The 12582-nt window shown below is 71.4% G+C and carries 7 protein-coding genes; 1 reads left to right on the forward strand and 6 read right to left on the reverse strand.

Going from position 1 to position 12582, the window contains the following annotated elements:
* The first annotated feature begins 18 nt into the window (after positions 1-18).
* On the forward strand, positions 19-555 hold the full coding sequence (locus ACIQUT_RS05985) for a GNAT family N-acetyltransferase (RefSeq protein WP_403560599.1): 537 nt from the start codon (positions 19-21) through the stop codon (positions 553-555).
* On the opposite strand, the gene pulA is transcribed toward ACIQUT_RS05985, so the two are convergent.
* The 6 genes from pulA to ACIQUT_RS06015 all read right to left on the reverse strand — a co-directional run.
* Positions 542-5878, reverse strand: a complete 5337-nt coding sequence (pulA, locus tag ACIQUT_RS05990; protein ID WP_403559911.1) for a pullulanase-type alpha-1,6-glucosidase — start codon at positions 5876-5878, stop codon at positions 542-544. The genes ACIQUT_RS05985 and pulA overlap by 14 nt on opposite strands.
* Positions 5879-5965: 87 nt before the next feature.
* Entirely contained in the window at positions 5966-7669 is a 1704-nt protein-coding gene (locus ACIQUT_RS05995) for a carbohydrate-binding module family 20 domain-containing protein (RefSeq protein WP_403559913.1), read from the reverse strand.
* Positions 7670-7913: 244 nt separating this feature from the next.
* The gene (locus tag ACIQUT_RS06000) at positions 7914-8933 is read right to left on the reverse strand and encodes a LacI family DNA-binding transcriptional regulator (protein ID WP_403559915.1); all 1020 of its coding nucleotides are present in this window, start codon (positions 8931-8933) and stop codon (positions 7914-7916) included.
* Positions 8921-10528 (reverse strand): glycoside hydrolase family 13 protein, encoded by a 1608-nt coding sequence (locus ACIQUT_RS06005; RefSeq protein WP_403559917.1) that lies wholly within the window; start codon positions 10526-10528, stop codon positions 8921-8923. The genes ACIQUT_RS06000 and ACIQUT_RS06005 overlap by 13 nt, the downstream gene beginning before the upstream one ends.
* A gap of 59 nt (positions 10529-10587) precedes the next feature.
* A complete protein-coding gene (locus tag ACIQUT_RS06010) occupies positions 10588-11466 on the reverse strand; it encodes a sugar ABC transporter permease (RefSeq protein ID WP_403559918.1) in 879 nt (292 codons plus the stop codon).
* Between the two features lie 5 nt (positions 11467-11471).
* The coding region (locus tag ACIQUT_RS06015; RefSeq protein WP_403559920.1) for a carbohydrate ABC transporter permease at positions 11472-12582 on the reverse strand (1111 nt) is incomplete at its 5' end.

Below are 12582 nucleotides of genomic sequence, written 5' to 3' on the forward strand. Positions count from 1 at the left end.
CGTGATAATACGCGCGTGATCATTGATGACGAGGGGATCCTGTTCCGGCGGGCCGCGGAGAAGGACGCCGCCGCGCTGGTGGCCCTGTACGACCAGGCCGCCCGGTGGATGCAGAAGAACGGGATCGAGCAGTGGAAGCCCGGGGAAAAGGACGTCGCGCATTTCACGGGGAAGATGCGCGACGGTGAGGTGTGGCTCGCGGGCGACCAGCGGGGGCGGGTCGTCGGGGCGTACGAGCTGTGGTGGTCGGACGAGGAGGCCTGGGGCGTGCAGCCTCCGGTCGCCGGCTACGTGCACCGGCTGATGGTGGAACGCAAGACCGCGCCCGCGGGGACCGGCCGGCGGCTGCTCGAACATGCCGAGCGCCGGATCGCCGGTTCCGGTCTGCCGCGGGCGCGGCTGGACTGCGTCTCCACCAACCCCCGGCTGCTCGCGTACTACCAGAACGCGGGCTACCGGGTGGTCGGGGAGTTCCCCCACAAGGAGGGGAAGGACGGCCGCATCTACGGGGTGATCCTGCTGGAGAAGCGACTCGACCGGCTCAGCCTCGTGTGAAGACCGCGATCGTGCGGCCCGGGATGCGGAATTCTCCCTTCTCCGCGTCGTACGAGGACTGCTTGACGACCGCGTCGGAGCCGGCGGCCTGCACGGGGTGCAGGGCATGGCCGGTTCCGGCGAGGGCGGGGATCCGCTGCGACTGGCTGCCGGGCGTGGCGTTGAAGACGACGACCAGGTGGCCCAGGGTCATGGTGATGACCCCGGGGGTCTCGTCCTTCCCCGAGAGCGGGAAGGCCAGCGCGTCCTGGACCTGACCGGCCGTTCCCAGCCCGAAGCCGGGCTCGGTGGTCCGGATCTTCAGCAGGTCCCGGTAGGCGGCGGAGGCGCCGTTGATCTCCGTGCAGCCCGGGGCGGGCCCGGTCAGCAGCGGCTTGGCGTACGGCCACTTGGACCGGTTGTCCGCGGCCGGGGGGAGTCCCCGGCCGAACCCGTTGCCGTCGCGGCAGTCCCAGTGGATCGCGTTGAACCAGTCGCCGCTGTCGTAGGAGTTCCGGTCCAGGGACTTGGAGCGGAGCAGGTCCGTCCCGGCCTGCGACAGGGCGGGCCCCTGGGACAGTGTGGCCACGCCCATGGCCAGCACCTGCATCCGGGCCTGGTCGGCTGTGGCGGTGCCCTGGGGCAGCTTGTACGTCAGCGCGTCGGCGAGGGTCTCGTTGTCGTGCGCGTCGGCGTAGGCGAGGGCGTCCCCGGGTGCCGCCGCGTACCCGGCGGGGGCGCCGTTGTAGTCCACCTCGGAGCCCTTGACCCGGCGCCCGGAGGTGTCGGTGAAGGTGTACGAGGCGAGGTTCCCGGACAGGCCGACCTTGATGAGGTCCTGGTCGTGCAGCAGTCGGGCCCGCTGCTCGGCGGCCGTCCCGTTGGCGGGGGAGCCGTTCGGGGCCGTGAACAGCCCGGAGGCGAAGCCCTGCACGCGCGGGTCCTCGTCGAAGGGGCCCCCGCCGCGCACCGCGTCGCGGGCGCGGTCCGAGAAGGTCGCGATCCCGGTTCCGGCCATGTTCGGCTGGGTGGCCTGGACGAACCGGGCGTCGTTCGCGACCTCGCCGAAGTTCCAGCCCTCCCCGTACAGGATGATCTTCTTCCCGTCGATGCCGTCCTTCTCCGGGGTCAGCGTGTCGAGGGCCTTGCGCACGGCGAGGATGTTGTCCTTCGGGTGGTGGCCCATCAGGTCGAAGCGGAAGCCGTCGACCTTGTACTCCTTGGCCCAGGTGACGATGGAGTCCACGACGAGGCGGCCCATCATGGCGTTCTCGGGGGCCGTGTTGGCGCAGCACGTCGACGTGGCCACACTGCCGTCGGCGAGCAGCCGCTGGTAGTAGCCGGGCACGATCCGGTCCAGTACCGACTTGCCGTCCTGTCCGGAGGCCACGGTGTGGTTGTAGACCACGTCCATCACGGTCCGCAGTCCGGCTCCGTTGAGCCCCTGCACCATCTTCCGGAACTCGACGGTCCGGGCGGTCCCGTTCGGGTCGCTGGCGTACGAGCCCTCGGGGACGGTGTAGTGCAGCGGGTCGTAGCCCCAGTTGTAGGAGTCCTTGGCGGCCGCCGCGGCGACACAGGCCTGCTGCTGCTCGGAATCCGGGGCGTACACCTTGAGGTCGCAGGCGGGCTCGGTGCGGTCCTCGCGCTTCTCGGGGATGGTGCCGATGTCGAAGGCCGGCAGCAGGTGGACGTACGAGGTCCCGGCGGCCGCGAGGTCGCGCAGGTGCCGCATGCCCGCCGAGCCGCTGTCGGTGAAGGCCAGGTACTGGCCGGGGTGGCGGCTGGTGGGGTCGGCGACGGAGAAGTCCCGGACGTGGAGTTCCTGGATCTGCGCCGAGTTGAAGGGTACGGCGGCGGGCTTGCGCAGCTGCCGCCAGCCGGGCGGGGCCAGCTTGGGATCGGCGAGGTCCACGACCAGGCTCGCCGCGGAGTCGGTCGTCAGCGCGGTGGAGTAGGGGTCCGTCACCACGTTGCGGACCATCTGGCGGGCGCCGGGCGCCCACACGGTCACGGCGTAGCGGTACGGCTTGCCGACCCAGGACCGCTCGCCGCGCGCCGACCAGACGCCGGTGGCGTCGTCGCGGCGCATGGGCAGGACGCGGCCGTCGAGTTCGAGGTCGACCTTCCGCGCGGTCGGCGCCCACACCGACAGGGTGGGCCGGCCGTCCTTGAACACGGGCCCGAGTGCGGCCTGGGTGGCGTACAGATCGTCGAGCACGCCCGCGAGCTGGACGCCCGTGGCGGCGAGTACGGCTCCGTTGCCGGCCCGCGCGGAGGCGACGACCTGCCCCCGCAGGGCCTCCCGCACGAGTCCGCGGTCCCGCGCGTCCACGCTGAAGGCGCTGTACGAGGCCAGGTGCGGGAACTTCTGCTTCTGCGCGTCGGTGAGTTTCGCGGCGGAGAGCCGCAGCCACTGCGCCGCCCCGGTCAGCGTGCCGTTCTCGGCCTTGACCGCCCCGTCCGCGGACGCCAGCAGCTGGACGGAGGCGGCCGCCGGCGGCGCGTTCCACGCCACGGTGTCGCGGTCGATCCAGACGGCCTGCGACGTCCCGAGGTCGATCCCGGCGGCCGCCCCTGCGGGCTGCGGCAGCAGGGGGGCGGCCTGCCCGCCCAGCATCCACACCTCGTGCCCGGTGCCCTTCAGGTCGAGCGACTGGTCCGCGGGAAGGTCCTTCTCGTCGCCCTTGTGGACGATGTAGCTGAGCGAGGCGGCCCCGGCGGCGAGCGGCACCTCGAAGACGGCGCCGTACGCATCGAAGCGGGCGGGCATCAGCGGCTTGGACCAGTCGGTCGGGTTCGCGGCCCCGGCCCACACGTGCAGGCCCCAGCCGTCGTAGGCCCCGTCGGCGCGCTTGTAGTGCAGGACGGCCTTGCCCTGGTCCTGCGGCGGGTAGGCGGGCCGCTCGGTCTGTGCGGCCTCCTTGCCCTGCTCCAGCCAGATCTCGCCGGTGCGCGTCACGTCCAGTACGCGGTCGGCGGCGACGTCCTTGTTGCCGTCCTTGTCGATCACCAGGTAGCCGAGGGACGAGGCGCCGGGCTTGAGCTTGACCCAGGCGAAGGCGCCGTACGCGTCGCGGCCGGTGAAGTCGTGCCCGGCGGGCCAGGGCGTGGCCTCGCCGTCGGCGATGTCCCCCCAGGCGTAGAGCCGCCAGTTCGTGTAGTCCCCGTCGGCCCGCCGGTAGTGGACGACGGCGTAGTCGCGCTGCACGGCGGTGGGCACGGGCACGGGCGGAACCTGCCCGGCCACCGACTCGCCCAGGGCGCTCGCGGTACGGCCGCCGGCGTCGACGGCCACGGCCTTGTACCGCAGCGGCGTACCGGCCGGGGCGTTGACGTGCTGGGTGACCTTGTACGGAGCGTGGTCCGCGGAGCCGAGCACCTGCCACGGGCCGTTCCCGGCCTGGGCGGCGAAGACGACCCGGTTGAGGCCGCCGCCGCTGACGTCCGCGGACACCTCGACGGTTCCGGCAGCGCCCGCGGCGGGCGCCTTCAGCGTCACCGCGGGCTTGGCAGCCGGGGCGGCGAGCGGCTCGATGCCCCGCAGCACCACGGACCCGAGGGCGGGCACCACCACGGTGAGCTTGCCCGCTGCGGAGGCGCGGATCAGGGCGGTGCCGCCGTACAGGGTGCGGTACTGGGCGCCGGCGGGGGCGTCGATCTCGACGGTCCGGGATGCGGTGCCGTTGTTGGCGGCGACGAGGTATTCGGTCCGGCTCCGGGCGTCGGTCCGCGCGAAGGCGTAGACCGAACCGTCCGCCAGCCGCTCGCTCTGGATGCCGTCCCGCAGTGCCGGGTGCTCGCGGGTCAGCCGGGACAGGCCGGCGATCTGCCGGTAGATCGGGTGCTGCCGGTCGTACGCGTCACTGGCGTGGGTGCGCCCGGTCCCGAGCTGATCGTCGTCGAGATAGTCGGCGATCTTCGTGGCGAACAGGGGCTGCCGGGCGTCCTTGTCGCCGCCGGCGCCGGTGAATCCCTGCTCGTCGCCGGAGTAGACGACGGGGTTGCCGCGCGAGAGGAACATCAGCTCGTTGGCGAGCCGGTTCCGGTCCAGCAGTTCCTGCTCGCCCGCGCCGGGCCGGTCCTGCTTCAGGAAGGTGCCGAACCGCCCCATGTCGTGGTTGCCGAGGAACGTGACCTGCTCGTAGGCGTTGGCCTTGTCCGTCGTGTACCGGTAGTCGTCGGCGAGGACACCGGCCAGCCGTCCGGCCGCCGCGCCCTGGGAGGCGTACGCGCGGATGGCGTCCTGGAGCGGGAAGTCGAGGGTGGCGTCCAGCCGCCCGCGCGTGACGTAGGGCGAGGTGACGGCGGTATCGGCCGAGTAGACCTCTCCGAACATGAAGAAGTTCTTGCGCCCCTGCCGGGCGGCGTACTTGTCCAGGGCAGTGGCCCACTGCGTCCAGAACTCGGTGTTCACGTGCTTGACGGTGTCGATCCGGAACCCGTCGACGCCGAAGTCCTTGACCCACTTCTCGTAGATCTTCTCCATGCCGCTGACGACCTCCGGACGCTCGGTCCACAGGTCGTCGAGCCCGAAGAAGTCGCCCTGCCCGGAGGACTCGCCGGCGAAGGTGGAGTCGCCCCGGTTGTGGTACATGGTCGGGTCGTTGAGCCACGCCGGCACCTTGAGGTTCTTCTTGCCCTCGGGCACGAACGGCGTGCGAGGGAAGGAGGAGGTCCCGACGGCCGGAAACTTCTTCCCGGCGGCGTAGTCCGCGTCGTCGAAGGCGGCCCCGTCCTTCGTCAGGTACGGGAAGGCCCCCTTCGACAGGTAGGAGTAGGACTGCTCGCGGTAGTCGACGACGTCCGCCGTGTGGTTGGTGATGACGTCGAAGAAGACCTTCATCCCCTTCCCGTGCGCCTTGTCGATCAGCTTCGCGAGGTCGGCGTTGGTCCCGAAGTGCGGGTCCACCTGCGTGAAGTCGGTGATCCAGTAGCCGTGGTAGCCGGCCGAGACGTCGTCGCCCTTGCCCTGCACGGGCTGGTTCTTGAAGATCGGCGCCATCCAGATGGCGGTGGTGCCCAGCCCCTTGATGTAGTCGAGCCGGTCCGTCAGCCCCTTGAGGTCACCGCCCTGGTAGAAGCCCTTGTCCGTCGGGTCCAGGCCGGTCTGCAGCCGGCCGCCGCCGAGGCCTCCCGCATCGTTGCGCGGGTCGCCGTTGGCGAACCGGTCCGGGAGCACGAAGTAGAACTGCTCCCGCGTGAGGTCGTGCCGCGCGGGCTCGGCGGCCAGTTTGGCGTCCGACGGCGGCGCCGGGGGTCTTCCGGCGGCCGCGGCGGGCAGGGCGGGCAGGAGCGTCACGGCCAGCGCGGCGGCGGCGACTCCTGCGGCAGGGCGTATCAAGGCGGCTCTCCTTGGTGACGTGAAGAGGGCCGCCCGGCGGTGGCGGGGTTTCTTACGGGGTGCCGGGCGGCCCTGGTCTGTGGGGCGTCAGTTGCGCCAGGTGTCGTTCAGGACGACCTTGTTGCCCGCCGGAACGGTGGCGGTGCGATTGGCGCCGCCCTCCCAGATGACGTTCCCGGCGGCGTCCTTGCGGATGTACTTGTACGAGAACGCCGTACCGGCCGGGAAGGTCACGTCGAGCTTCCACACCGGGTAGGCGGACGGGGCGAGCTTCACCGCCGCGGCAGGGTTCCAGCTGCCCAGCTCGGCCCGGTCCCCGGCGACGTAGACGTCCTGTCCGACGACGGTGGTGGCGTTCACGGCGAAGGAAGCGCCCGCGGCCCCGACGCCGCAGGTGCGCGCTCCGACGTGGAGCGCGAGTGCCGTGTTGCTTCCCAGCGTCGCGGTGAACCGGCCGTCCGCCCCGACGGAAACGTTCCTTCCGCTCTGCACGTCGCAGTAGTCGCCCGCCGGCAGCGAGGTCTGGAAGGTCCGCGTCAGGGCAGCGCCCTCGTGGTTGATGGCCACGTACGCCTTGCCGCCCCGCCCGAAGGCGATCTGGTCGTTGCCGTTGTCCCACCAGTTCGTGACGGCCTGTCCGCGCGCCGCGTTCCGCAGGGCCACCATGGACGAGATCTCCGGCCAGGCGTGCTGGCACTTCCACCCGTCGCGGTAACACCCGGCGACCTGCCCGCCGTTCGGCGGTCCGGCGTCCTTGTCGGTCCACTCGTACCCGGAGTGCACGTCGGGCGAGCCGTACGGCCACGCCAGCATGAACACGCTGGCCAGCGTGTAGTCGGCGCCGTTCTTGTAGTTCAGCGTGTCACCGACGCGCTCGGTGTCGTGGTTGTCCACGAAGACCCCGGCGCTCCCGGAGGCCATGTGGCCCCAGCCCTCGCCGAAGTTCTTCAGGTACGAGAGCTTCTCGTCCTGGAAGACGCGCTTCAGGTCCCGCGCGTACCGGAACTCCTGGACGTCGCCGTTCCCCAGGTACTCGCTCGGCGACACCGCCTCGCCGGCCCCGTGGATGGCCTCCTGCTTCCAGTAGGCGCCCGGGTTCGTCAGCCGCGACTTGATGTCGGCGAGGTCGGCGGCCGGCATGTGCTTGGCGGCGTCGATCCGGAACCCGTCGACGCCCAGCGACGACAGGTCGTTCAGGTAGGCGGCGATCCGCCCCCGCACGTGCTCCTCGCCCGTGTCCAGGTCGGCGAGGTGCACGAGCTCGCAGTTCTGGACGTTGCCGCGGTCCCGGTAGTTCGTGATCTCCGCCCGGCAGTCGTCCATGTCGGCGCCGGAGTAGGTGCCCGGGTAGTCGTACTTCGTATACGCGCTTCCCCCGGTCCCCACGCCGTCACCGGCCGCCATGTGGTTGATGACGGAGTCGGCGACGACCTTCACCCCGGCCGCATGACAGGTGTCGATCATCGACTTGAACGCGGCCCGGTCCCCGAGCCGACCGGCGATCCTGTAGCTGACGGGCTGGTACGAGGTCCACCACTGCGGCCCCTGGATGTGCTCCTGCGGCGGCGACACCTGCACGTACCCGTACCCGGCGGGCCCCAGCGTCTCGGTGCACGCGCGGGCCACGGACTCGAACCGCCACTCGAAGAGCACGGCCGTGACGTCCTTGTCCCCGGGCGCCGCGGCAGCGGCCTGCGGGGCCTGCACGGTCAGGGTGGCGGCGGCCAGCGCAGTGGCGGCGAAGAGCCCGGCGGCGCTCGCTCTGGCAGGTCTGGCAGCTCTGACAGACATGTGGGGTCCTCCTGGCGGAAGAGGTGTGGGGATTGCAGTGACCGTAGGGGCCGACACCGGACCGTTGCAAGACCTTGCGCAAGAGATTGCAGAATTGTTTCCTGCCGGCCACCTCGCCGGCCCGCCCGGGAAGGACGATGGGCGGCCGGGAAACCCCGACCGCCCATCTACCCCCGACCAAGGGGAACTTGTGGTGCGGCGCGCCGAGCGAACCGACGGTGCGCCGCGATCCGGACCGGGGGCCTCACTCCCCCCGGGGCGCCGTCCCGGTGGACCCGCGGACCACCAGCTCCGGCTGGAACACGTACTCCGTGCGCTGCACCGGCGTACCGCCCACCGCCTCCAGCAGCGCCCCGACCGCGGCGGTCGCCATGGCGCGCACGGGCTGCCGCACCGTGGTGAGCGGCGGATCGGTGAACGCGATCAGCGGCGAGTCGTCGTACCCCACCACCGAGACGTCCTCGGGCACCCGCAGCCCCCGCTCCCGTACGGCCCGTATCACGCCGAGCGCCATGGGGTCGCTGCCGCACACGATGCCGGTGCAGCCGCGGTCGAGCAGGGCGCCCCCGGCGGCGTGCCCGCCCTCGACCGTGAACAGGGTGCGCTGGATGAGCCCGTCGGCCGCCGCCCCCGGCACGGCGGAGACGAACCCCTGCTCCTTCCGGGCCGACGGCACGTACCGGGTGGGTCCGATCGCCAGCCCGATCCTCCGGTGCCCCAGGTCCTCCAGGTGCCGTACGGCCATCTCGGCCGCGGCCCGGTCGTCCGGGGAGATGAAGGGGGCGTTCACGTGCTCGTTGAACCCGTTGATCATCACGAACGGCACGCCGCGCGAGCTGAGCCGCTGGTACCGGGCGGGGTCGGCCAGCGCGTCGGCGTGCAGCCCTGACAGGAAGACGATGCCCGTGACCCCGCGCTCCTCCAGCTGCTCGACGAGCTCGTCCTCCGTGGCCCCGCCGGGGGTCTGCGTGCAGAGCACCGGCGTGTAGCCGTGCCCGGCCAGCGCCTGCTCTATGACCTGGGCGAAGGCCGGGAAGATCGGGTTGGTGAGCTCGGGGATGAGCAGGCCGACGAGCCCGTTGCTGCGCCTGCGCAGCCGTACGGGCCGTTCGTAGCCGAGCAGGTCCATCGCGGCCAGCACCTTGTGCCGGGTGCCGGCCGCGACGCCCGCCTTGCCGTTGAGGACCCGGCTGACGGTCGCCTCGCTGACCTGGGCCTGCGCGGCGATGTCCGTCAGCCGGAGTGGGGAGGTCACCCCTGCCACCACACCGCCGTGTCGGCGGGCAGGGTGCCCGGTTCGGCGAGGTCGCCGCTGGCCAGCAGGACCGTACCCGGTGCGGGCAGTGCGACCGCCTCCCCGGTGGTGTTGGCGGTGCAGACGAAGGCACCCCGCCGGAACGCCAGCACGCCCGCCGGTGCCGGGAGCCACTCCACGCGGTCGCCGGCGCCGAGGTCGGCGTTCTCCCGCCGGATCCGCAGTGCGCTGCGGTACAGCTCCAGCGTGGAGCCCGGGTCGCCGGTCTGCGCCTCCACGCTCAGCGCGGCCCATTCCGCGGGCTGCGGCAGCCAGCTTCCGCCGTTGCCGAAGCCGTAGGGGGCCTCGGTGCCGCTCCACGGGATCGGCACGCGGCATCCGTCGCGCAGGCCGTCCTGTCCGTTCTCCTTGAAGAACGACGGGTCCTGGCGGACCTCGTCCGGGAGGTCGACGACCTCGGGCAGGCCGAGCTCCTCGCCCTGGTAGACGTACGCCGACCCGGGCAGGGCCAGCATCACCAGCGCGGCCGCGCGCGCCCGCCGCAGCCCCGCCTCCGCGTCGCCCTCGCCGAAGCGGGTGGCGTGCCGGACCACGTCGTGGTTGGACAGCACCCAGGTGCTGGGGGCGCCGACGGGGCGCATCGCGTCGAGCGAGTCGTCGATGGTGGCGCGCAGGGCGTCCGCGTCCCACCCGGTGGTCAGGTAGTGGAAGTTGAACGCCTGGTGCAGCTCGTCGTGGCGCACGTAGAGGGCGGTGCGGTCGGCGCTGGGGGTCCAGGCCTCGGCGACGCCGATGCGGTCCCCGGCGTACTCGTCGAGGACCTTGCGCCAGGCGCGGTAGATCTCGTGGACGCCGTCCTGGTCGAAGAAGGGCAGGACCTGGTTGCCGAGCAGCTTCAGCTGCTCGTCGCGGCCGAGGTCGGGCAGTCCGGGCGCCTTGACGAGGCCGTGGGCGACGTCGATGCGGAAGCCGTCGACGCCGAGGTCGAGCCAGAACCGGAGCACGGACCGGAACTCGTCCTGGACGGCCGGGTGGTCCCAGTTGAAGTCGGGCTGCTCGGGCGCGAAGAGGTGCAGGTACCACTCGCCGTCGGCGACGCGCGTCCAGGCCGGGCCGCCGAAGATCGACTCCCAGTCGTTCGGCGGCTCTTCGCCGTCCTCGCCCCGGCCGGGGCGGAAGTGGAAGCGCTCGCGCAGCGGCGTGCCGGGGCCTTCCCGCAGCGCCTGCTTGAACCATTCGTGCTGGTCGGAGCAGTGGTTGGGGACGAGGTCGACGATGATGCGCAGGCCCAGTTCGTGGGCGTCGCGGATCACGGCGTCGGCGTCGTGCAGGGTGCCGAACATGGGGTCGATGGCCCGGTAGTCGGCGACGTCGTAGCCGGCGTCGGCCTGCGGGGAGGCGTAGAACGGGCTGAGCCAGACGGCGTCGACGCCCAGCTCCTTGAGGTAGGGCAGTCTGCTGCGGATGCCTTCGAGGTCCCCCATGCCGTCTCCGTTGGAGTCGGCGAAACTGCGCGGATAGACCTGGTAGATCACCGCTTCTCTCCACCAGCCGGGCGCAGTGCCGGTGGCGGTGGGGAGTGTTTCGGCGAGGTGCTGGGTCATGACGTCCTTGGTTGGGTTCGGGCCGGGGGTACGGATGTGTGGGTGGGGGCGCCGGGTGGTCAGCCCTTGGTGGCGCCCGCCGTCATCCCGGCAACGAGGTGACGCTGGGCGAAGACGAAGAAGATGGCAGCGGGGATGGCGATGAGGACCGAGGCGGCCGTCATCGGACCCCAGTTGGCGGTGTACTGCGTGACGAAGGTCTGCAGGCCGCCCGCGAGGGTGAGGTTCTCGTCGCCGACCATGAACGCGGAGGCGTACGCGACCTCGCCCCAGGCGGTGATGAACGAGTAGAAGCCGGTGACGGCCAGGCCGGGCTTGGCCAGCGGCAGGATGAGGCGCCAGAAGGTGCCGAAGGGGTTGAGCCCGTCGACCCGGCCGGATTCGTCGATCTCGACCGGGATGGTGTCGAAGAAGCCCTTCATCATCCAGGCGCAGAACGGCACGGCGATGGTCAGGTAGGTGATGATCAGGCCGACCGGCTGGTTGAGCAGCCCGAGCTGCCCCATCAGGTTGTAGAGCGGGACGATCAGGATGGCCATGGGGAACATCTGTGTGATCAGCAGGGTCCACATGAGCGGCTTCATGCCGGGGAACTTGAACCGGCTGACGGCGTACCCGGTGGTCGCGGCGATGAACACGCCGAGCACGGTCGTGATGCCGGCCACCAGCACGGAGTTGCCGAACCAGCTGAAGAAGGAGGTCTGCTCCACCAGGTAGCGGTAGTTGTCGAGGGTGGGTTCCTTGACGAAGTCCGTGGTGATCGCGTGCTTCGCGGGCTTGAGGGAGGTCAGGAGCACCCACAGCACGGGGAAGACGGCGACCACGGAGGCGACGACGAGGGTCGCGTGCAGCCCGACGGAGGCGAGCGGCGAGCGCTTGCCCCGCTCGTTGCCCTTCGCGTGATCGGCGGACCGGCTGGTCGTAGTGGAGGTGGCCACGGTCGTCACCACACCTCTCCCTGCTTGCGCAGCGCCCGTCGGTAGACCAGCGCGAAGATCATGAGGAGGGCGAGGATGAGCACGCCCCAGGTGGCGGAGCCGGCGAAGTCGCGCGGGCTCGCCACGAACGCCTGCCGGAAGGCCTGGGTGACCAGGATTTCGGTGGCGTCGCCCGGTCCGCCCCGCGTCAGCAGGAAGATCACCGGGAACATGTTGAAGGTCCAGATGGTGGAGAGCAGGATCACGGTCATGCTCACCGACCGCAGCCCGGGCAGGGTGATGTGCCGGAAGCGCTGCCAGGTGCTGGCGCCGTCCATCTCGGCGGCTTCGTAGAGCTCGCCGGGGATGGACTGGAGGCCGCCGAGGAGGGCGACCATCATGAAGGGGATGCCGAGCCAGACGTTGACGGCGATGACGGAGACCTTGGCCCAGGTCGGGTCGTCGAGCCACGGGATGGCTGCGATGCCGCCGCCTTCGAGGATCTTGTTGAGGATGCCGTTGTCGCGGTTGAAGAGGAACCGCCAGGCGAAGACCGAGACGAAGCCGGGGACGGCCCAGGGCAGGATGAGCGCCATCCGGTAGACGGCGCGGCCCTTGAACTCGCGGTTCAGCATGTTGGCCAGGGCCAGCCCCAGGGCGAAGGTGATGGACACGCACGCGACGGTCCACACCACCGTCCACAGCAGCCGCTGCGTGAACACCGGGTCGGCGAGCACGGCCGTGTAGTTGTCGAGCCCGACGAACTCGTACGTGGCATCGATGTGATTGGCGCCGATCGTACGGGCGACGTTGCGCTCGTTGGCGTTCGTCAGCGACAGGTAGACGCCACGCACGAGCGGCCAGCCGATGATGACGCCGAGCACGATCACGACCGGGGCGACCATGGCCCAGGCGTACCAGTGCGTGGCGAAAGCACGCTTGAGCCCGCCGCGGTTCGCGGCGCGCTTCTTCGGGTTCGAGCCCTCAGCCGTGCGGCTCCGGCCGCGGGGGGGGGGGGGGGGGGGGGGGGGGGCTGGCGGCGGGGCGCCGGGGGGGGGGGGGGGGCTGGGCGGGCGGGGGCCCTGGGGGCGGGGCGCCGGGGGGGGGGAGGTGCGCGCCGCGGCTCGGGGGGTCCGG

This window comes from Streptomyces sp. NPDC090445 (assembly GCF_044769385.1).
Taxonomy (GTDB): Bacteria; Actinomycetota; Actinomycetes; order Streptomycetales; family Streptomycetaceae; genus Streptomyces.